The following is a 20,872-nucleotide window of genomic DNA, read 5'->3' on the forward strand; positions in this document are numbered from 1 at the left end:
CGACATACCCACACGACACGAACAACTGAATCAGTTGCTTATAGGATCCTGAACAACGAATTTCATCGATCCGGGCTTGCCACACAGACGAGTCCTCATGCACAGTGGTGCCCGTGGCCACTCGTAACGCAGACCTCAAGAGCGTGACCGGCACGCAGCCGATCGACGCCGTCTCCCTGGCGATCATCGAGCAGCTCCAGGAGGACGGCCGCCGCCCCTACGCGGCGATCGGCAAAGCGGTCGGACTGTCCGAAGCGGCGGTCCGGCAGCGCGTGCAGAAGCTGCTCGACCAGGGTGCGATGCAGATCGTCGCCGTCACCGACCCGCTCACCGTGGGATTCCGGCGGCAGGCGATGGTCGGCATCAACGTCGAGGGAGACCTCGACCCGGTCGCCGATGCCCTGACGGCGATGGACGAAGTGGAGTACGTCGTGGTGACGGCGGGCTCCTTCGACCTCCTCATCGAGATCGTGGCCGAGGACGACGACCATCTCCTCGAAACGATCAACAAGCGGATCCGCACCCTGCCCGGCGTGCGCTCCACGGAGAGCTTCGTCTACCTCAAGCTCCGCAAGCAGACCTATACCTGGGGAACCCGATAGCCGTGAGCAAGGACCACTCCCGAACCGCGTACGACCACCTGTGGATGCACTTCACCCGCATGTCGTCGTACGAGAAGAACCCGGTGCCCGTCATCGTGCGCGGCGAGGGCACCTACGTCTACGACGAGCACGGCAAGCGCTACCTCGACGGTCTCGCCGGCCTGTTCGTGGTGCAGGCCGGCCACGGCCGCGCCGAACTGGCCGAGGCGGCCGCCAAGCAGGCGCAGGAGCTGGCCTTCTTCCCCGTGTGGAGCTACGCGCACCCCAAGGCCGTCGAACTGGCCGAGCGCCTGGCCCACTACGCCCCCGGCGACCTCAACAAGGTCTTCTTCACCACCGGCGGCGGCGAGGCCGTCGAGACCGCGTGGAAGCTGGCGAAGCAGTACCACAAGCTCACCGGCAACCCCACGAAGTACAAGGTCATATCCCGCAACGTCGCCTACCACGGCACGCCGCAGGGCGCCCTGGCCATCACCGGCCTCCCGGCCCTCAAGGCCCCCTTCGAGCCCCTGGTCCCCGGCGCCCACAAGGTGCCCAACACCAATATCTACCGGGCGCCCCTCTTCGGGGACGACCCCGAGGCCTTCGGCCGCTGGGCCGCCGACCAGATCGAGCAGCAGATCCTCTTCGAGGGCCCCGACACCGTCGCCGCTGTCTTCCTGGAGCCCGTGCAGAACGCGGGCGGCTGCTTCCCGCCGCCGCCCGGCTACTTCCAGCGGGTGCGCGAGATCTGCGACACCTACGACGTGCTGCTCGTCTCCGACGAGGTCATCTGCGCCTTCGGCCGCCTCGGCACGATGTTCGCGTGCGACAAGTTCGGCTACGTGCCGGACATCATCACCTGCGCCAAGGGCATGACCTCCGGCTACTCCCCCATCGGTGCCGCCGTCGTCTCCGACCGCATCGCCGAGCCGTTCTTCAAGGGCAGCAACACCTTCCTGCACGGCTACACCTTCGGCGGCCACCCGGTCTCCGCGGCGGTCGCGCTCGCCAACCTCGACATCTTCGAGCGCGAGGGCCTCAACCAGCACGTCCTCGACAACGAGGCCGCGTTCCACGGCACCCTGTCCAAGCTGCACGACCTGCCGATCGTCGGCGACGTGCGCGGCAACGGCTTCTTCTACGGCATCGAGCTGGTGAAGGACAAGGCCACCAAGGAGTCGTTCACGCCGGAGGAGTGCGAGCGGCTGCTGTACGGCTTCGTCTCCAAGAAGCTCTTCGAGAACGGGCTGTACTGCCGTGCCGACGACCGCGGCGACCCGGTCGTCCAGCTCGCGCCGCCGCTGATCTCGGACCGGTCGACGTTCGACGAGATCGAGCAGATCGTCCGTGGCGTCCTGACGGAGGCGTGGAGCAGGATCTGACCGGCGTCCGGCGCATGGCCGCCGCAGCACACGGGTAGTCCTCGGGGCGGTTGAGACCGATGGGATGAGTCCGATGGGAGGAAAGTCGGGCTCTCCCGCGCCGAGCCTGGACCGAGGCTAGGATCCCGGTTCCGTACGGTGCCAGTGACCCAATGGCCTCCGGTTCGTTCACCCGCACAGGGGAACGGACCCTTCAGCGACCCGAGGTGTGCTTCACATGGTGGCCCCGCCGGACAACGACGTGCTCTGGGCACGTGGCCTGCACTACTCCTACAGCGGTTCCCCCGCCCTCACGGGCGTCTCGATCGGTGTCCGCGAAGGCGAGGTCCTGGCCGTCACGGGGCCCCGCGGCGCCGGGAAGACCACGCTTCTGAAGTGCCTGTCGGGCCAGCTGCTGCCCGACCCCGGCGAGGTGTGGTTCAACAGCGCGCCGGTGCACACGCTCTCCCGCGCCGCCCGTGAGCGGCTGCGCCGCGAGCGCTTCGGCTGGATCGACTCCACCCCGCACCTGGTCCCGGAGCTGTCGGGCTGGGAGAACGCCGCGCTCCCGCTGCTGGTGCGGGGCACGGCCCACCGGGCGGCCAAACAGACGGCCCTGGAGTGGCTGGAGCGGCTCGACGTCGGGGACTGTGCGCGCAGAAAGCCCGGTGCGCTGACGCAGGCGCAGCGCCAGCGGATCGCCATCGCCCGCGCGCTGGCCGCCGAGCCGACCGTGGTCTTCGCCGACGAGCCGACCGCCCCCCTGCACAGCGCCGACCGCGCCCAGGTGCTGCGCACCCTGACCACGGCCGCCCGCTCGCACCACATCACGGTCGTCCTGGCCACGCTGGACGACGAGAGCGGCGCCCTGGCCGACCGCTCGGTCACGCTGGTCGACGGCCGCCGCGGCGGCGGCATCCCGGTGCCGGACGCGACCGAGGGGGAGGGCAGAGCGGCGTGCTCAGTCTCCGCCTAGCGCGCGGGGCGCACCCGCTCGTCCTGCTGCGCCGGCTGCTGGTCGCGCTGGCCGCGTCGGGGGTCGGTTTCCTGCTGCTGTGCACGCTGGGGTTCGCGGTGGCGCACCCCGGGCAGCCGGAGGAGTCGCTGGTGCGGCTGCTGTGGTGCGTGGTCCCGCTGGCCGCCGCGGTGCAGTTCGCGGTCGCCGTGGCCCGTTCGGACCCGGCGACCCGTCCGCGCGACGGGCTGGACGCGGCCGGGTTCGGCCCGGTGCAGCTGTCGCTGCTCGCGGCGGCCTCGACCGCCGTGGCCTGCCTGGCCGGCAGCGGCGCCGCCCTCCTGGTCTACCTGGAGCTCCGCGGCGACCTGGGCGGCACCCCGCTCAGCGGTGCGGCGGCGCACCTGCTGGATGCGGACGCCGGGCTCCCGTGGGGCGCGGCCCTCACCCTGCTGGGGCTGCTGCCCGCGCTCGCAGCGGGCGCGTGCGCCGTGCTGCTGCGCCCGCGCAAGGAGCGTACGGGCCGGGCTGCCGAGCCCGTCGAGCCGGGCGCCGCGGAGGCCGCGCGTCACGAACCCCGGCCGTCCTACGCGGGGTTGCCCTGGGGCGTCGCGGTCATCGCGACGGGCCTCGCCCTGGAGGCGTACGTGGGCCACGCCCCGGCGCCCGAGCCGGGCGCCCTGCTGGCGCTGCCGGGCCGGGAGGGCGCCGCCTCCCCCGGCCTGCTCGGCGGCTGGCTGCTGGCCTGCGCCGGCCTGGTGCTGGCCGGGCCGGGCCTGACCCACTGGTGCGGAGCCCTGCTGGCCACCGGGCGGCCGGGGGCCGTGCGGCTGCTGGCCGGGCGGATACTGCAGGACGCGGCGACCCGGATCGGCAGGCCCCTCGGGGTGCTGTGCGCGGTCGCCTCCGGCGCCCTGGCCGCGGTCGAGCTGTACGGCGCGGCCTGGGAGCACTCGGGTCCCCGCCCGTTCGGTCCGCTCACCGGCCTGGGGGCCGCCGTGGTGATGGCCTGCGTCACGGCCACCGCGATCACCGCGGCCCTGGAGGCCCGGCAGACCCGCGGCGAGACCACAACGGCCCTGCTGCGCCTGGGGATCCCGCTGACCCTGCTGCGCGGTGCGGCCGCCGTGCGGACCTGCGCGATGCTGGCCGTACTGACGCCGCTCACGTGGGCCGTCGCGGAGCTGGCAGCGCTCCCGCTCACCAGGTGACGCCGGGCGGAAAGCCCTGCTGGTCACGACTTTTGACCAGTTCTTGACTCCAAGCAACTCCGGCCCCGAAAACCACGTCTGCTACAGGCACGACGGTTTACTGACGTTTTCGGGTGAACGGAGCAAGTGGTGATCATCGGCCTTGTGACGGCTGTCGCGGCCTCGGTCTGTTACGGCACAGGCTCGGTCCTGCAAGCCGTGGGCTCGCGGAAATCGGCCCGCAGGGAGGCCGCCGCGGCCTCCGGCACCGGGACCACCCAGCACGGCGGACCGAGCCTCTCCTCGACCGCGAAGGCCGCGGTGACGTGGGAGTTCATGGTCGGCACGGTGCTGGACTTCGTGGGCTTCGGGCTCGGCGCGCTGGCCGCGCGGATGCTGCCGCTGTTCCTCTCCCAGACGGTCATCAGCGCCAACCTCATCGTCACCGCCCTGCTGAGCATCAAGCTCCTGGGCATCCGGCTCACCAGGCCGGAGTGGATATCCATCGGCGTCGTCTGCTCGGCCCTGGTGCTGCTGGCCACGGCAGCGGGTCACGAGGGCAGCGGCGACGCCGCGATGTCCACGCACTGGTGGCTGCTGGTCATCTCGGTCGTACTGATGGGCGGCGGCACCGTCGCGGTGCGCCTGATGGGCTCACGCGCCGCGATCCTCGCCGGTCTGCTGTCCGGCCTCGGCTTCGGCGCGATCGGCGTGGGTGTCCGCATCCTGAACGGCATCGACCCCTTCGACCTGCCGACCCTGATCGCCGACCCGGCCCTCTACGCGATCCTCATCTCGGGCACCGTCGGCATGTACCTGCACACGGTCGCCCTGCAGATCGGCTCGGTGAACGGCGCCACCGCGGCACTGGTCGTGGGCGAGACGGTACTGCCCGGCATCATCGGCGTCATGTGGCTCGGGGACGCGTCCCGCGACGGCTTCGCATGGATGGCCGTCCTGGGCTTCCTGCTGGCGGTGGCAGGCGCGGTGGCAGTGGCCTGGTTCGGCGAACCGGACGCCCACTCGGCTGCGCCGGAGCCGGAGTTGACCCCTGTGGGCTGAGCCCACGCGCGGGTTGTGCCCACCGGGCAGAACCGTGACCGGGGTCCGGGGCGAAGCCTCGGTTACGGGAAGGGGCGGGTCAGGGGAGAACAACCACCTCGTCCGCGGCGAACGAGACCCCCACCCGCACCCCGGCCTCCGGCGCCTCGCCGAGCCGGCACGCCGCCTCCAACTCCGGCCCCGCAGCCGCCCGCAGCCGCACCGCCACATGGTCCCCGCGGAACGTCCGCGAAACCACCTCGCACGACAGCCCCTCCGCCACCGGCGAGAACCGAACCCCCGCCGGCCGCACCAGCACCCGGCACACACCGCCCGGAGTCCCCGCCGGGACCGGCACCCGGCCCCACACCGTCTCGGCCCGCTCGCCGCTCACCGTCGCCTCGACGATGTTGTCGAAACCGAGGAAGCGCGCCACGAACTCCGACGCCGGGCGCTGCCACACCTCCAGCGGGGTCCCCGACTGCGCGATGCGGCCGTCGCGCATCACCACCACCCGGTCGGCCAGGGCAAACGCCTCGCCCTGGTCGTGCGTGACGGCCAGCACGGTCGTCCCCAACCGGCCGAACAGCTCGCGCAGTTCCGCCACCAGCCGCTCGCGCAGGCCCCGGTCGAGCTGGCCGAGCGGCTCGTCCAGCATCAGCAGCCGCGGTTCCGGGGCGAGGGCCCGCGCCAGGGCGACGCGCTGCTGCTCGCCGCCGGACAGTGCCGCGATCGCACGCCGCTGCGCACCCGGCAGCCCCACGAGGTCGAGCAGCCCGGCGACCCTGCGCTCCGTCTCCGCCCGCCCGGCCTTGCGCATGCGCAGTCCGAAGCCGACGTTGCCCGCGACGTCCCGCTGCGGGAAGAGCTGGTGGTCCTGGAACATCAGGCCCACGCCGCGCCTGTGCACGGGCACGCCGCCCTGGTCCTCGCCCGCGAGGAACACCCGTCCGGCGTCGGGGCGTTGCAGCCCGGCGACGACCCGCAGCAGCGTGGACTTGCCGCTGCCGCTCGGCCCGAGCACGCAGACGGTCTCGTGCTCGGCGACGTCGAGGTCGACGGCGTCCAGCACCGCACGCTCGCCGAAGCGGACGGTCACGCCGTCGAGTCGCAGCATGGACATCAGAACTCTCCCGTGCGGTCGGTGCGAAGGCGTTCCAGCACCAGCAGCGCCGCGGCGCACACCAGCATCAGGATCGTGCTGAGGGCCATCGCCTGCCCGTAGTTGAACTCACCGGGGCGGCCGAGCAGCCGGGCCACGGCCACCGGAAGGGTCGGGCTGTCGGGGCGGGCGATGAAGACGGTCGCCCCGAACTCGCCCAGTGAGACGGCGAAGGCGAAGCCCGCCGCGACCGCCAGCGCCCGCCCCACGAGGGGCAGATCGACCTCGCGCCACGCCCGCAGCGGTGAGGCGCCCAGCACGGCGGCGGCCTCGCGCAGCCGGTGGTCGACCGCGCGCAGGACCGGCAGCATGGTCCGCACGACGAAGGGCACGCCCACCAGTGCCTGGGCCAGCGGCACCAGGATCCAGGAGGTCCGCAGGTCCAGCGGGGGTTCGTCGAGGCTGATGAGGAAACCGAATCCGACGGTGACGGCCGAGGTGCCCAGCGGCAGCATCAGCAGGGCGTCGAAGCCGCGGACGAGCCTGCCCTCCCGCCGGGTGAGCGCCGCGGCGGCGAGCCCGCCCACGACGACGGCGATGGCGGTGGCGGCCAGTCCGTAGGCCATGGAGTTGCCGATGGCCTCCAGCGGGGCGACGACGAAGGTGCCACCGTTGTCGCCCGCCGAGGCGAGGGCGCGGTAGAAGGCGATCCCGTAGCCGTCGGGCCCGTCGAAGGAGCGCAGGACGAGGACGGCGAGCGGTACGAGCACCAGGAGGACGACCGTGGCGAGGACGGCGGCCAGCAGGGCCCACTGGCCCGCCCCCTGCGGGCGGCGCGCGGTCCGTGCCGCGCTCACCAGCCTCAGGGTGGCCTCGCGCCGGCGCACGGTCCGGGCGTGCACCGCGAGCAGCAGGGCCACGGCCAGGAACTGCAGCAGGGTGAGCACCGCGGCCGTGGGCAGGTCCAGCAGCTGTGCGGTCTGCTGGTAGATCTCCACTTCGAGCGTGGCGTAGCGCGGTCCGCCGAGGATCTGGACGACGCCGAAGGAGGTGAAGGTGAACAGGAAGACCATCAGCGCCGCCGCCGCGACGGCGGGTGCGAGTGCGGGCAGCGTCACGCGCCGCCAGGCGGCCAGGCGGCCTGCGCCGAGTACGCGGGCGGCCTCCTCCTGGCGGGGGTCGAGCTGGGCCCACAGGCCGCCGACGGTCCGTACGACCACGGCGTAGTTGAAGAAGACGTGTGCGATCAGGATCGCCCAGACCGTGGTGTCCAGGCGGATGCCCCACCACTCATCCAGCAGTCCGCCGTGGCCCAGCAGCGCCAGGAAGGCCGAGCCGACGACGACGGTCGGCAGCACGAACGGAACGGTGACCACGGCCCGCAGCACCTGCTTGCCGGGGAAGTCGAAGCGGGCGAAGACGTACGCGCCGGGGAGCGCGAGCGCGAGGGTGAGGGCCGTGGAGGCGGCGGCCTGCCACGTGGTGAACCACAGGACGTGGACGGTCTCCGAGTCGGTGAGCACCTCGCCGATCCGGCCGAACTGCCACTGCCCGTCGCTCTTCAGTCCCCGGGAGACGATCGAGGCGACGGGGAAGGCGAAGAAGACCCCGAAGAAAGCGAGCGGCAGGGCCATCAGACCGAGCCGCACAACCGTCTGCCGGAAGGTCGCACGGGACGCCTTGTCGGCGTCCCGTGCGGTCACTTCGGGACGGTCCGTTGCTTCAGGACGATCTACTTCAGGACGAGCGAGGACCATGCCTTGACCCACTGGTCACGGTTCTTGGCGATCTTCTGCGGGTCGACGGTGGCCGAACTGTCGATCTGTGCACCGTACTTGGTGAACACCTCGGGCAGCTTGGCGTCCTGGTTCGCCGGCTTGACGAACATCTGGAGCGGCATGTCCTCCTGGAACGTCTTGCTCAGCAGGAAGTCGATCAGGGCCTTGCCGCCTTCGGTGTTCTTGGCGCCCTTGAGCAGTCCGGCGAACTCGGTCTGCCGGAAGCACGTGCCGGTCGCGACGCCGCTCGGGGCGTCCTTGGGGTCCGGCTGCGGCTTCATGTCGAGCACCTCGGCCGGCGGGCTGGAGGCGTAGGAGACGACGAGCGGCTTGTCGCCCTTGGCCTTCTTGCCGGCGGCGGAGCCGGAGAAGCGGCTGTTGTAGGCCTGCTCCCAGCCGTCGACGACCTCGACGTTGTTGTCCTTCAGCTTCTTCCAGTAGTCCTGCCAGCCGTCGTCACCGAACTTGGCGATGGTGGTGAGCTGGAAGGCGAGGCCCGGGGAGGAGGTTGCGGAGTTCTCCGTGACGAGGAGGTTCTTGTACTCCGGCTTGACCAGGTCGTCGAGGGTCTGCGGCGGGGCCAGCTTGTGGTCGGCGAAGTAGGCGCGGTCGTAGTTGACGCAGATGTCGCCGGTGTCGATGGGCGTGACGCGGTGCTGCCCGGCGTCGAGCTGGAGGTCGGCGGGGACCCGGTCCAGGCCCTTGGCCTGGTACGAGGTGAACAGCCCGTTGTCGAGCGCGCGCGAGAGCAGCGTGTTGTCCACGCCGAAGAAGACATCGCCCTGCGGGTGGCTCTTGGAGAGGATGGCCTGGTTGACGGCCTGGCCGGCGTCACCGCTCTTGATCACCTTGACGGTGTAGCCGGTCTGCTGCGTGAACTCCTTGAGCACGGAGTCCGAGGCCGCGAAGGAGTCGTGCGAGACGAGCGTGACGGTCTTGTCGCCCTTGCCGCCCGACGACTCGGAGCTCTTCGAGCTGCCGGAGCCGCCGCACGCGGCGAGTGCGGGCAGGCCGAGCACGCCGACGAGGGCGGCCCCGAGGGCACGCCGGAGAGTGGTGTTCATGGTCGAGCTGACTCCCTACGCCGGTACTAACCGGATCAGGTCCGAGGGTCTGCGGGCCGTGCCGCACTCTCAGCGCTGTGTGCGCTCCCCTGTCGGATGTTCATTTGTACGAATGATGCAGACGGACAGTATCAGCCGGGCTCAGCGCTCGGTGGCGGCGAGCTGGCCGCAGGCCCCGTCGATCTCCTGGCCGCGGGTGTCCCGGACGGTCACGGGCACGCCGTGCGCGGCGATCGCCGCGACGAAGGCCCGCTCGTCCTCGGGGCGGGAGGCCGTCCACTTCGACCCCGGGGTGGGGTTGAGGGGGATCAGGTTGACGTGCACCCGCTTGCCCTTGAGCAGCCGGCCCAGGAGGTCGCCGCGCCAGGCCTGGTCGTTGATGTCCCGGATCAGGGCGTACTCGATGGAGATCCGGCGGCCGGACCGCTCCGCGTACTCCCAGGCGGCGTCCAGGACCTCGCGGACCTTCCAGCGGGTGTTGACCGGCACGAGGGTGTCGCGCAGCTCGTCGTCGGGCGCGTGCAGCGAGACCGCGAGGCGGCACTTGAAGCCCTCGTCCGCGAACCGGTGCATCGCGGGGACCAGGCCGACCGTGGAGACCGTGATGCCACGCTGGGAGAGCCCGAGGCCGTCCGGCTCGGGGTCGGTGAGCCGGCGGATGGCGCCGACCACGCGGTTGTAGTTGGCGAGCGGCTCGCCCATGCCCATGAAGACGATGTTGGACAGCCGCGCCGGGCCTCCGGGCACCTCGCCGTCGCGCAGCGCGCGCATGCCGTCCACGATCTGGTGCACGATCTCGGCGGTCGACAGGTTGCGCTCGAGACCGGCCTGGCCGGTGGCGCAGAACGGGCAGTTCATGCCGCAGCCCGCCTGGGAGCTGATGCACATGGTGACGCGGTCGGGGTAGCGCATCAGCACCGACTCGACGAGCTTGCCGTCGTGGAGCCGCCAGAGGGTCTTGCGGGTGGTGTCGTTGTCGCACGAGATGTGCCGCACCACGCTCATCAGCTGCGGCAGCAGCTCGCTCGCGAGCTTCTCGCGCGCGGCGGCGGGGATGTCGGTCCATGCCTCCGGGTCGTGCGCGTACCGGGCGAAGTAGTGCTGTGACAGCTGCTTCGCACGGAACGGCTTCTCGCCGATCGCGGCGACGGCCTCGCGGCGTTCGGCGGGGCTGAGGTCGGCAAGGTGCCGCGGGGGCTTCTTGGCTCCGCGGGGGGCGACGAAAGTGAGTTCTCCGGGCTTAGGCATGGTTCTTCCAGTGTCGCAGACGTACGGAACGGGGCCCGCCGTCCGGTGGACAGCAGGCCCCGTTTGGTAAAAGTGCAGCTCAGGAGCCGACGAAGACCACCATCAGCAGCCAGACCACCGGCGCGGTCGGCAGCAGGGAGTCCAGCCGGTCCATGATCCCGCCGTGCCCCGGCAGCAGGGCGCCCATGTCCTTGATGCCCAGGTCCCGCTTGATCATGGACTCACCCAGGTCGCCCAGGGTGGCGCTGACCGCGACCGCGAGGCCCAGCAGCAGGCCCTGCCACCAGACGCCGTCGTCGATCAGGAACTGCATGCACAGCGCGCCCGCCACCATCGCGAACGCCACCGCACCGGCCAGGCCCTCGCGGGTCTTGCCGGGGCTGATGCGCGGTGCCAGCTTGTGCTTGCCGAACCGCCAGCCCACCGCGTAGGCACCGGTGTCGCTGACCACCGTCAGGATCAGGAAGGTCAGCACCCGCCAGGCGCCGTCCCCCGCGGCCAGCATCAGCGCCACGAAGGTCGCCAGGAACGGCACGTAGAAGGCCGCGAAGAGGCCGGCGGTGACGTCCTTGAGGTAGTCGTCCGGCGGCTCCGTCATCCGCCAGACGAGCACCGCGAGCGCCGTGAAGGCCATGGCCACCCACGCGCCCTCGGCCCCGTTGACGTAGCCCGCGACCGTCATCGCCGCGCCGCCGATCGCCAGCGGCACCAGGGGGGCCTTGATGCCCTTCCGCTCCGCGAGCCGGGAGGTCAGCTCCCACAGTCCGACCACCACGGCGAGCACGATCACGCCGAGGAAGACGGGCTTGTAGACGAACAGGGAGGCGAGGATGACCGCGCCGAGGCCGATCCCGACCCCTATCGCGGCCCGCAGGTCCCGGCCCGCGCTCTTCTTCCCCGCCTGCGCCGCCTGGGGGGCGGCGGGCTCCTGAGGCCGGATGTCGGGCTCCTGTTCATCGCGGAACAGGGGGCCGCCGACATGAGCGGCACCCTGCTCACGGTCGTCCTGGTCTCCGCCTGCGTCGGGCACGATGGGCATGGGGCGAGTCTGCGCCGCCGCGCCCGCCTCGTGCAGAGGACCCGCCGGGCCGGAGGGACCCCCGTCGGGGGACCACCGGTGTCCCATGTGCGGCGGAGCTCCCCAGGATGCGTCGTTCATCAGACCTCGAGGAGCTCGGATTCCTTGTGCTTGAGCAGCTCGTCCACCTGCGCGACGTACTTCGCGGTGGTGTCGTCGAGCTCCTTCTCGGCGCGGCGCACGTCGTCCTCGCCGGACTCCTTGTCCTTGACGAGCTTGTCCAGGGCGTCCTTGGCCTTGCGGCGCACGGAGCGGATCGAGACCTTCGCGTCCTCGCCCTTGCCCCGGGCCACCTTGATGTAGTCGCGGCGGCGCTCCTCGGTGAGCTCGGGGAACGTCACACGGATGATGTTGCCGTCGTTGCTCGGGTTGACGCCCAGGTCCGAGTCGCGGATCGCCTGCTCGATGTTGCGCAGCGCGGTCTTGTCGAACGGCGTGACGACGGCCATGCGCGGCTCGGGCACCGAGAACGACGCCAGCTGGTTGATCGGCGTCAGTGCACCGTAGTAGTCGGCCACGATCTTGTTGAACATCGCGGGGTGCGCACGCCCGGTGCGGATCGCCGCGAAGTCCTCCTTGGCGACCACAACGGCCTTCTCCATCTTCTCCTCGGCCTCGAGGAGGATCTCTTCGATCACCACTTGCTCCTGGTGTTATCAGTAAGCAGAGCCTCGCCCCTGCGCGCGTCTTCTCCTGCACGGTGTCCGACCGGCAGGCAGTTGTCCATCCCCGTGCCGAGGGTCTTCCCGCGGCACGGAGTTGCCGCCCCGGACCCGCCGAGGCCGTCGGCGGGCGGTACGGGCGGCCGTGCGGGCTCTCAGTCCCGCGAGCCCTGGTCGCTCACGAGCGTGCCGATCTTCTCACCCTTGACCGCACGGGCGATGTTGCCCTCGGCGAGCAGCTCGAAGACGAGGATCGGCAGCTTGTTGTCCATGCACAGGCTGATGGCCGTGGCGTCGGCGACCTTGAGGCCGCGGGCGAGCACCTCGCCGTACTCCAGCGCGTCGAACTTGACCGCGTCGGGGTTCTTCTTGGGGTCGGAGTCGTAGATTCCGTCGACGCCGTTCTTGCCCATGAGGATCGCCTCGGCGTGGATCTCCAGGGCGCGCTGGGCGGCGGTGGTGTCCGTGGAGAAGTAGGGCATGCCCATGCCCGCGCCGAAGATCACGACGCGGCCCTTCTCCAGGTGGCGCACGGCGCGCAGCGGGATGAACGGCTCGGCGACCTGGCCCATGGTGATGCCGGTCTGCACCCGCGTCTCGACGCCTTCCTTGACCAGGAAGTCCTGGAGGGCGAGGGAGTTCATCACGGTGCCGAGCATGCCCATGTAGTCCGAGCGGGCCCGGTCCATGCCGCGCTGCTGGAGCTCGGCGCCACGGAAGAAGTTGCCGCCGCCGATGACGACGGCGATCTCGTAGCCCTCGCGGACCACGGCCGCGATCTCACGGGCGATGGCGTGCACGACATCGGGGTCGACGCCGAGCCCGCCGCCGCCGGAGAAGGCCTCACCTGACAGTTTCAGCAGGAACCGGCGTGTGCCCTTGATGGCGCTGTTGTCGGCGGCCTGCGTGGCGTCCGCACCCTGATTCATTGGAAATCTCCTCGTGCACATACGAAGAAGGCCATTGCCGGACGGGTTCTCTTCGAATCCCTCTGCGGCAATGGCCTCCTCGTCACATCAGCGGCCGACTGGTGGACGGTCGGCTGCATACGACCCTAGCGGGTCGCAGGTCGTTCGCTGTCCTGCCGGGCGGCTCAGGCGCCGACGCGGATGCGCGCGAAGCGCTTCAGCGTGACACCGGCCTCGTCCAGGATCTTCTGGACGGTCTTCTTGTTGTCCTTGGCGAAGGGCTGGTCCAGCAGGACCTGCTCCTTGAAGAAGCCGGTGACGCGACCCTCGACGATCTTCGGCAGGGCGGCCTCGGGCTTGCCCTCCTCGCGAGCGGTGGCCTCGGCGACGCGGCGCTCGTTGTCCACGACATCGGCCGGGATGGCGTCGCGGGAGAGGAACTTCGGCGCGAAGGCGGCGATGTGCTGCGCGACGTCCTTGGCGACCTCGGCGTTCTCCTTGTCCAGCTCGACCAGCACGCCGACCTGCGGCGGCAGGTCCGCGGCGGTGCGGTGCATGTACGCGGAGACGTAGCCGTCGCCGAAGACGGCGAAGCGGTCCACGACGATCTTCTCGCCGAGGGTGGCGTTGGCCTCGTCCACGAACGCCTGGACGGTCTTGCCGGCCTCGATCTCGGAGGCCATCAGGGCCTCGACGTCGGCCGGAGCGGTCTTGGCGACGTGGGCGGCCAGGGCCTCGGCGACGGCCACGAACTTCTCGCCCTTGGCGACGAAGTCGGTCTCGCACTTGAGCTCGACGATGACACCGGAGGTGTTGTCGGCGGCGATGCTCGAGACGACCGCACCGTTCTCGGTGGTGCGGCTCTCGCGCTTGGCCACGCCCTTCAGGCCCTTGACGCGGACGATCTCGACGGCCTTCTCGAGGACACCCTCGGCCTCGTCGAGCGCCTTCTTGCAGTCCATCATGCCGGCGCCGGTGAGCTCGCGGAGCTTCTTGACGTCAGCGGCGGTGAAGTTCGCCATCCTTAGAATCCTTCTCGTGCACTACGCCTGGTCCCGGGCCCTGGGCTCCGGGCTTGGGCTGGTCCGTCTTGAGGTCACCACAACGACCGGGCCCCGTCCAACGGACGGGATCCGGCCGTGGATCCACCGGGACACCGCGGGGGCACAGGGCCCCCACGGTGCGGTGCGGAGGGTCAGGCCTGCTCGGCGTCCGCGGCCGGCTTCTCGGCCTCGGCGGCGGCGGGCTCGGCAGCAGCCTCGGCGGCGGGCTCGTCGGCCTTCTTCTCGCCCTCGAGCAGGTCGCGCTCCCACTCGGCCAGCGGCTCGGCGGCGGCCTTCTCGCCCTTGCCCTCGGTGGCGACACCGGAGCGGGCGATGAGGCCCTCGGCGACGGCGTCGGCGATCACGCGGGTGAGCAGGGTGACGGAGCGGATGGCGTCGTCGTTGCCCGGGATCTTGTAGTCGACCTCGTCCGGGTCGCAGTTGGTGTCGAGGATGGCGACGACCGGGATGCGGAGCTTGCGCGCCTCACCGACGGCGATGTGCTCCTTCTTGGTGTCGACGACCCAGACGGCGCTCGGGACCTTCTGCATCTCGCGGATGCCGCCGAGGGTCTTCTCCAGCTTGGCCTTCTCGCGGGAGAGGACCAGGAGCTCCTTCTTGGTGAGGCCGGAGGCGGCCACGTCCTCGAAGTCGATGAGCTCGAGCTCCTTCAGGCGCTGCAGGCGCTTGTAGACGGTCGAGAAGTTGGTGAGCATGCCGCCCAGCCAGCGCTGGTTCACGTAGGGCATGCCGACGCGGGTCGCCTGCTCGGCGATGGCCTCCTGGGCCTGCTTCTTCGTACCGACGAACATGATGGAGCCGCCGTGCGCGACGGTCTCCTTGACGAACTCGTAGGCGCGGTCGATGTACGACAGCGACTGGAGCAGGTCGATGATGTAGATGCCGTTGCGCTCCGTGAAGATGAAACGCTTCATCTTCGGGTTCCAACGACGGGTCTGGTGACCGAAGTGGACGCCGCTCTCCAGCAGCTCCCGCATCGTGACGACGGCCATGGCCGCGCTCCTTGAGATACTCGGTTTCCACGGCGGCCGGCCGGCCGCCGCTCCTGACGCCCCGACGCGCCAGCCGTGACACTCCGTGCAGGCACAGGAGATCGTCGGACCGAGGGACACGTCCACCGGGAGACCGGTGGCGGGGCGTGCGAAGTCGACCCGGTGACCCGGATCGCCATGAGAAGTGTACGGGACCGGAGAAGGCCCGGGTGACGGCGTTGTGCACAACCCGCGAGTAGTCCACAGAACCCGGTCATGATCCCCGCAATCCGCCGCGCTCCGTCACCGTGGGCACATGCGATGGCACCACGTGCGACGGCACGTTCCCGGTCTCCTCCGTCTCCTCTGCCTCTTCTTCTGTCTGGCGGTGGCGCTCTGTATCTGCGCCCCGCCCGCCGACGCGACGCTGCGGCGGGCGGCTCCGGCCGGCCGCAGCGCGGACCGGGCCTGGCCCGTGGCGGGAGCGCGGGGCGGCCGGCCGCTGGTGGTGCGGGGCTGGGAGCCGCCCCCGGTGCGCTGGGCGGCCGGGCACCGCGGGGTGGATCTCGGCGCCCGCGCAGGAGCCCCGGTGCGGGCTGCCGCGCCGGGCAGGGTGTCCTTCACGGGCACGGTCGCGGGCCGCGGAGTGCTGTCGGTGGAGTTGGACGGGACCGGCAGCCCGCCCCTGCGGACGACGTACGAACCGGTGCGGGCGACGGTGCACGAGGGCGACCACGTGGCGGCGGGCCAGGTGGTGGGGGTGCTGGACGCCGCCCCCTCCCGCCCCCACTGCCTGAACGGCGTGGGAGGTACCCCCAGCCCGGCCGGCTGCCTGCACTGGGGCCTGCTGCGCGGGGACGTCTATCTCGACCCGCTGAGCCTGCTGCCGCCGTGGATGCTGCGGCGCCCGCCGTCGCGGCTGCTGCCGCTGACGGGAAGCCTGGAGAGTGCGGCCGCGGCCTCAGCCGCGGACGCCCCGCAGGGCCATGGAGACGGCGGCTTCGGTGATGTGCCCGGGGTCCTCGGCCGCACCGAGCTCGATGCGGCGCACCGCGGCGTCGACGACGCCCTGGAGCAGCATCGCGGCCAGCCGGGGCTGCTCGTGGCCCAGCACCTGGAGGGCCTCCACGACCATGGCGATCAGCCCGCCGTGCGCGGCGCGGATCTTCTCGCGGGCACCGGCGTCCAGCTCGCCCGCGGAGATGGCGACCACGGCCCGGTGCCGGCGGTCGCCGACGAGCGCCAGCTGCCGGCGCACATAGGCCTCGATCTTGTCCTCGGGGGTGGCGGCGCGCTCCATCGCGGCTTCGACCTCGGCGGCCCAGACGGGGAAGTCGACCGCGCACAGCTCCTCGACCACGGCCGCGCGCGAGCGGAAGTACTCGTAGACGGAGGACCGCGCGAGCCCGGTGCGCTCGGCGAGGGCGGGGAAGGTCAGCGCCTCCGTACCACCTTCGGACAGCAGGGAGCGGGCGGCGTCGAGCAGGGCGCCGCGCTGCATGGTCCGGTGCTCGGCCACTGAGGCCGCTCGAATCCTGGGCACGGCTCCACTCTACGGACCGGCCCTGCGGGGGACGACGTTGGAGGGAGGAAAAGGAAGGAGGAATTGGAGGGACGATTCAGCGTCCCACGTCCGCCAGCTTGGCCCTCAGCTGGAGCACGGACTTGGTGTGGATCTGGCTGACCCTGCTCTCCGTGACGCCGAGCACGTGGCCGATCTCGGCGAGGGTGAGGCCCTCGTAGTAATAGAGGGTCACCACCGTCTTCTCCCGGTCGGGAAGGGTGTTGATGGCACGGGCCAGCAGGCGGCGCAGCTCGTGGTCCTCCGCGACCTCGACGGGGTCGTCGGCGGTGGTGTCCTCCAGCGTGTCCATCAGGCTCAGCCGGTCGCCGGCCTCGCCGCCCGCGTGTAGCAGCTCCTCCAGGGCCACCACGTTGGCCAGCGACAACTGACTGAAGACGGAGTGCAGTTCGTCGATCGGAATGCCCATCTCCGCCGCCACCTCGACCTCGGTGGGCGTGCGGTGCAGGGCGGCCTCCAGGGTGGCGTACGCACGCTCGACGGCCCGCGCCTTCTGCCGGACCGAACGCGGGATCCAGTCCAGCGCGCGCAGTTCGTCGATCATGGCACCGCGGATCCGGGTGATGGCGTACGTCTCGAACTTGATCGACCGCGCGGGGTCGAACTTCTCGATGGCGTCGATGAGTCCGAAGACTCCGGACGAGACGAAGTCCGCCTGCTCGACGTTGGGCGGCAGGCCCACGCTGACGCGCCCCGCCACGTACTTCACCAGCGGCGAGTAGTGGAGGATCAGTTGCTCCCGCAGCCGGTCGTCGCCCGAGGTCTTGTACGCCTGCCACAGCTCGTCGAGCGTGGCGGGCGCGGGCGGGCGCACGGCGCCGCGGGCCGCGGGAGGTGCCGCCGCGCGGTCGGAACCCGAGGTGTGCCGGTGCATGCGTCGTCTTGAGCCGTTCTGCTGTGACGTGGATCGGGTGGTGCGGATGGCTGGAATCCCGTGAGCGTAGCGTGACTGGAGGACTGCGGTGCGCGAGGAGACCCCTTCGGTGTGCGCAGATACGTTCCGCGGACCGCACGTCACGGCGACGGCCGCGGGGCGCCCGCGACGGCAAGGGCCCGTCATAGGGCCGCAGCGGTCGTCCTCTTCACCCTTTCACCCGATCACCCCAGGTCAAGCACCGCCTCGCCGCACACCGGCATGCCGTCCGGGGGGCTTGGGGGTGCCGGATGTTGACGCGGCGGCAGCCAACTGCCAGAGATCACCCTGCCGTTCCACGAATCCCAGGGCCTGGAGCTCGTAGAGTCGGCCCAGGGTTTGCTCCCGTCCCATCCCTGCCTCGCGGGCGATCGCGCGGGCCTGCGCGCCCCCGCGCGCAGGCACCGCCTCCAGTGCTCTGGCCGCCTCGGGGTCGAGCAGGTCCCGGGCCACCACCGGCCCCCGGCGCAGCGGTGCCAGCTCCCCCATGCCGCCAACAAGCTCGGCGACGTCGTCGGCGTCGGACACCAGGCACGCGCCCTCGCGCAGCAGTTCGTGCACCCCGGCCGAGAGCCCCGACGTGACGGGCCCGGGCACGCCCATGGTGTGCCGGCCCAGCTCCTGCGCCCGCCGCGCCGTGACGAGCGATCCGCTGCGGTACTCGGCCTCGACGACCACGGTGCCGCGCGTCAGGGCCGCGATGACCCGGTTCCGCAGTACGAACCTGCTGCGCGTCGGGTGCCCGCCCGGGGGCAACTCGGCCAGCAGCAGCCCCTGTTCCGCGATGCGGTCCAGCAACTCGGTGTGCCCGCGCGGATAGGGCACGTCCACCCCCGAGGCCAGCACCGCCACCGTCGCCCCGTCGGCGGCGAGCGCTCCCCTGTGGGCGGCGCCGTCGACCCCGTAGGCCGCCCCGGACACGACGACCCAGCCGCGCTCCGCGAGCCCTGCGCCCAGGGTGGCCGCCACATGGGAGCCGTAGCCGGTGCAGGCCCGGGCGCCGACCACCGCCACGGAGCGCAGCGCCCACGTCCGCACGCCCGGACTCCCGCGCACCCACAGGCCGATGGGCCGGGCGTCGCCCAGGTCGTCCAGCTGTCCGGGCCATTCGAGGTCGCCGGGGCAGAGGAAGCGGCCGCCGAGCCGGGCGACGGTGGCGAGGTCGGCCACGGGGTCGAGCATCTCGGCACGGGCCCGGCAACCGGCCAGCCGCTCCTCCCGGGCGCCCTTCGGCGGTGGCCCGTTGCCCGTCAGCCCTCGCACCAGCCCCACGGGCCCCATCTGCCGCAGCCACCGGCCGACGGTCTCGTCGCCGGGCTCGGTCAGCCGCGTCAGCGCCGCCCGCGCCAGCCGCTCGTCCCGGCCGGGACCCGTCACGGCCGTCCTCCCGCCAGGACCGCGCCCCGCTGGATGCCCGTGCGCAGCTCCAGGGCCTGGGCGACGTCTTCGGCGTCGGGGCGGTCGTGACCGGCGAGGTCGGCCACGGTCCAGGCCACCCGGAGCACCCGGTCCAGCCCACGGGCCGTCAGCAGGCCTCGCTCCATGTCCCGCTCGGCCTCGGCCAGCGCGCCCGGACCGGCACGCCAGCGCGTGCGCAGCTCGTGCCCGGGCACCTCGCTGTTGGTGCGCCACGGCGTGCCCGCGTACCGGTCGGCAGCCCGCTCGCGCGCGGCGAGCACCCGGGAGGCGACCACGGCGGTCGGCTCGGCGGTGCCCGGGCCGGTCAGCTCGGAGCGGGCCACCGGCTCGACCGTCACCCTCAAGTCCACACGGTCCATCAACGGCCCGGAGAGCCGGGCGAGATAACGCCTGATCACCCGCGGCGGACAGTCGCAGCCGTCCCCCGTCATGCCGTGCCGGCCGCACGGGCAGGGATTGGCGGCCAGCGCGAGCAGGAAGCGGGCCGGGAGGCGCATCACCCCGCCCGAGCGGGCGATGACCACGTGACCGGATTCGAGGGGCTGCCGCAGTGCATCGAGCACCCGCCCGGGGAACTCCGGGGCCTCGTCCAGAAACAGCACGCCCCGGTGCGCCAGCGACACCGCCCCTGGCCGCGGCATCCCCGAACCCCCGCCGACCAGGGACGGCATGGAGGCGGAGTGGTGGGGCGCGCAGAACGGCGCGCGGTCGATGAGGGGTTGCCCCGGCGGAAGCACCCCGGCCACCGAGTGCACCGCCGTCACCTCCAGTGACTCCTGACGGGTGAGGGGAGGCAGCAGCCCGGGCAGCCGCTCGGCCAACATCGTTTTGCCTGCTCCGGGCGGCCCGTGAAAGAGAAGGTGGTGGCGCCCGGCGGCGGCCACCTCCAGGGCCCGGCGGGCGCGGTGCTGCCCGGCGACCTCCGCCAGGTCGGGCCGGTCGAGGGCGTCCGACACGGGCACGCCCAGGGCGGCTCCCGGCAGGAGAAGCCCGGCCATCACGGGATCCGGGTGGCCCTCGCCCGGCAGGCTCTCGTCCTCCTCGGGCACCGGCTCGTCGGCCAGGACGGCGATGACCTGGCGCAGGCTGCGCACCCCGAGGACCGAGATCCCGGGCACCAGCGCCGCCTCGGCGGCCGTGGCCTCGGGGACGACGACGTGCCGGTAGCCCGCGTCGGCCGCGGCCAGCACCGCTGGGAGGACGCCCCGGACCGGGCGGACCCGGCCGTCGAGGCCCAGCTCGCCGATCAGCATCAGATCGGCGATGGCGCGCGGATCCACGCGCTCGGCCGCGCCCAGGACGGCGCAGGCCACGGCGAGGTCGAAGCCGCTGCCGCCCTTGGGGACGGAGGCCGGGCTGAGACCCACGGTGAGCTTCTTCTGCGGCCATTCGGCACCGGAGTTGACCACGGCCGCCCTGACCCGGTCCTTCGACTCGACCAGGCTCTTGTCGGGCAGGCCGACCAGGGTGAAGGCCGCGACGCCGGGCTCCAGGCCGGCCTGGACCTCGACCACGACGCCCTCGACCCCGACCAGGGCGACCGAGCAGGTACGGGCGAAACCCATCAGGCCGCCCCCCTGACGTGCTCCACCACGGGTGCACCGCGGTCGGGGACGGTCACGCCCACCACGTCGATCCGCACACCGCCCGGCGGCGGCCCGCCGTGCCGCTCCAGCCAGCGCTCGGCCAGCAGTCTCAGCCGGCCGGCCTTGCCCGGCCGCACGGCCGCCAGCGGATGCTCGTACCGCCCGGCCCTGCGGGTCTTCACCTCGCACACGACCAGGGCGTCCGCATCACGGGCCACGATGTCCAGCTCGCCCTCGCGGCACCGCCAGTTCCGCGCCACCACCGTCATCCCGGCCGCGGCCAGCCGGCGCACCGCCAGGTCCTCCCCGTAGCGTCCGAGCGCTCGTCGAGCGTCCATTCGGCACCACCTCCCGCACCGAGAGTGA

General features: G+C 71.8%; 19 protein-coding genes, 1 pseudogene and 1 riboswitch. Of the genes and pseudogenes, 6 read left to right on the forward strand and 14 right to left on the reverse strand.

Translation table 11 applies throughout. From position 1 onward, the window contains the following. Positions 1 to 107: 107 nt before the first annotated feature. From ACWD4B_RS16135 to ACWD4B_RS16155, 5 genes are all read left to right on the forward strand, one after another. Positions 108 to 602, forward strand: a complete 495-nt coding sequence (locus ACWD4B_RS16135; RefSeq protein ID WP_390776752.1) for an Lrp/AsnC family transcriptional regulator — start codon at positions 108 to 110, stop codon at positions 600 to 602. Then, positions 587 to 1,966 (forward strand): aspartate aminotransferase family protein, encoded by a 1,380-nt coding sequence (locus ACWD4B_RS16140; RefSeq protein WP_451421342.1) that lies wholly within the window; start codon positions 587 to 589, stop codon positions 1,964 to 1,966. Before ACWD4B_RS16135 ends, ACWD4B_RS16140 begins: the two co-directional genes overlap by 16 nt. 217 nt (positions 1,967 to 2,183) lie before the next feature. Further along, on the forward strand, positions 2,184 to 2,921 hold the full coding sequence (locus ACWD4B_RS16145; RefSeq protein ID WP_336415634.1) for an ATP-binding cassette domain-containing protein: 738 nt from the start codon (positions 2,184 to 2,186) through the stop codon (positions 2,919 to 2,921). Then, a complete protein-coding gene (locus tag ACWD4B_RS16150) occupies positions 2,903 to 4,111 on the forward strand; it encodes a hypothetical protein (RefSeq protein ID WP_451421325.1) in 1,209 nt (402 codons plus the stop codon). The genes ACWD4B_RS16145 and ACWD4B_RS16150 overlap by 19 nt, the downstream gene beginning before the upstream one ends. A 129-nt stretch (positions 4,112 to 4,240) precedes the next feature. Beyond that, positions 4,241 to 5,152, forward strand: a complete 912-nt coding sequence (locus tag ACWD4B_RS16155; RefSeq protein ID WP_451421326.1) for a hypothetical protein — start codon at positions 4,241 to 4,243, stop codon at positions 5,150 to 5,152. Between the two features lie 79 nt (positions 5,153 to 5,231). On the opposite strand, the gene ACWD4B_RS16160 is transcribed toward ACWD4B_RS16155, so the two are convergent. From ACWD4B_RS16160 to rpsB, 9 genes are all read right to left on the reverse strand, one after another. Continuing rightward, the gene (locus ACWD4B_RS16160; protein WP_451421327.1) at positions 5,232 to 6,254 is read right to left on the reverse strand and encodes an ABC transporter ATP-binding protein; all 1,023 of its coding nucleotides are present in this window, start codon (positions 6,252 to 6,254) and stop codon (positions 5,232 to 5,234) included. Then, positions 6,254 to 7,867 carry an ABC transporter permease gene (locus ACWD4B_RS16165; protein WP_451421343.1) on the reverse strand — a complete coding sequence of 538 codons (1,614 nt, stop codon included), beginning with the start codon at positions 7,865 to 7,867 and terminating at the stop codon, positions 6,254 to 6,256. Before ACWD4B_RS16165 ends, ACWD4B_RS16160 begins: the two co-directional genes overlap by 1 nt. Before the next feature lie 98 nt (positions 7,868 to 7,965). Next, positions 7,966 to 9,075, reverse strand: coding sequence for a thiamine ABC transporter substrate-binding protein (locus ACWD4B_RS16170; protein ID WP_451421328.1), 1,110 nt, complete (start codon positions 9,073 to 9,075; stop codon positions 7,966 to 7,968). Then, positions 9,071 to 9,176, reverse strand: a riboswitch (TPP riboswitch). Its footprint overlaps the gene before it by 5 nt. Positions 9,177 to 9,216: 40 nt before the next feature. Beyond that, positions 9,217 to 10,323, reverse strand: coding sequence for a 23S rRNA (adenine(2503)-C(2))-methyltransferase RlmN (gene rlmN, locus ACWD4B_RS16175; protein ID WP_336415629.1), 1,107 nt, complete (start codon positions 10,321 to 10,323; stop codon positions 9,217 to 9,219). A gap of 79 nt (positions 10,324 to 10,402) precedes the next feature. Then, the gene (locus tag ACWD4B_RS16180; RefSeq protein WP_336415628.1) at positions 10,403 to 11,482 is read right to left on the reverse strand and encodes a phosphatidate cytidylyltransferase; all 1,080 of its coding nucleotides are present in this window, start codon (positions 11,480 to 11,482) and stop codon (positions 10,403 to 10,405) included. After that, entirely contained in the window at positions 11,482 to 12,039 is a 558-nt protein-coding gene (frr, locus tag ACWD4B_RS16185; RefSeq protein WP_336415627.1) for a ribosome recycling factor, read from the reverse strand. The genes ACWD4B_RS16180 and frr overlap by 1 nt, the downstream gene beginning before the upstream one ends. Positions 12,040 to 12,218: 179 nt before the next feature. Next, positions 12,219 to 12,992 carry a UMP kinase gene (gene pyrH / locus ACWD4B_RS16190; protein WP_336415626.1) on the reverse strand — a complete coding sequence of 258 codons (774 nt, stop codon included), beginning with the start codon at positions 12,990 to 12,992 and terminating at the stop codon, positions 12,219 to 12,221. A gap of 164 nt (positions 12,993 to 13,156) precedes the next feature. After that, the gene (tsf, locus tag ACWD4B_RS16195; RefSeq protein WP_451421329.1) at positions 13,157 to 13,993 is read right to left on the reverse strand and encodes a translation elongation factor Ts; all 837 of its coding nucleotides are present in this window, start codon (positions 13,991 to 13,993) and stop codon (positions 13,157 to 13,159) included. A 173-nt stretch (positions 13,994 to 14,166) separates the two neighbouring features. Next, positions 14,167 to 15,027 (reverse strand): 30S ribosomal protein S2, encoded by an 861-nt coding sequence (rpsB, locus tag ACWD4B_RS16200; protein WP_451421330.1) that lies wholly within the window; start codon positions 15,025 to 15,027, stop codon positions 14,167 to 14,169. A gap of 295 nt (positions 15,028 to 15,322) precedes the next feature. Here rpsB and ACWD4B_RS16205 point away from each other — a divergent pair. Beyond that, positions 15,323 to 15,721: pseudogene (locus ACWD4B_RS16205) on the forward strand (M23 family peptidase); the annotation flags it as partial. Between the two features lie 246 nt (positions 15,722 to 15,967). Here ACWD4B_RS16205 and ACWD4B_RS16210 read toward each other — a convergent pair. The 5 genes from ACWD4B_RS16210 to ACWD4B_RS16230 all read right to left on the reverse strand — a co-directional run bounded on the left by ACWD4B_RS16210 (position 15,968) and on the right by ACWD4B_RS16230 (position 20,844). Further along, positions 15,968 to 16,507: a TetR/AcrR family transcriptional regulator gene (locus tag ACWD4B_RS16210; protein WP_390776816.1), complete on the reverse strand. Its 540-nt coding sequence runs from the start codon at positions 16,505 to 16,507 to the stop codon at positions 15,968 to 15,970. Between the two features lie 118 nt (positions 16,508 to 16,625). Continuing rightward, positions 16,626 to 17,462 carry an RNA polymerase sigma factor WhiG gene (gene whiG / locus ACWD4B_RS16215; RefSeq protein WP_451421331.1) on the reverse strand — a complete coding sequence of 279 codons (837 nt, stop codon included), beginning with the start codon at positions 17,460 to 17,462 and terminating at the stop codon, positions 16,626 to 16,628. Between the two features lie 234 nt (positions 17,463 to 17,696). Further along, positions 17,697 to 18,878 carry a DNA-processing protein DprA gene (gene dprA, locus ACWD4B_RS16220; protein ID WP_451421332.1) on the reverse strand — a complete coding sequence of 394 codons (1,182 nt, stop codon included), beginning with the start codon at positions 18,876 to 18,878 and terminating at the stop codon, positions 17,697 to 17,699. After that, complete coding sequence (locus tag ACWD4B_RS16225; protein ID WP_451421333.1) at positions 18,875 to 20,485, reverse strand: YifB family Mg chelatase-like AAA ATPase; 1,611 nt, start codon at positions 20,483 to 20,485, stop codon at positions 18,875 to 18,877. The genes dprA and ACWD4B_RS16225 overlap by 4 nt, the downstream gene beginning before the upstream one ends. After that, complete coding sequence (locus ACWD4B_RS16230; protein ID WP_336415621.1) at positions 20,485 to 20,844, reverse strand: YraN family protein; 360 nt, start codon at positions 20,842 to 20,844, stop codon at positions 20,485 to 20,487. Before ACWD4B_RS16230 ends, ACWD4B_RS16225 begins: the two co-directional genes overlap by 1 nt. Positions 20,845 to 20,872: the final 28 nt, after the last annotated feature.

The organism is Streptomyces sp. NPDC002536, from assembly GCF_053594995.1.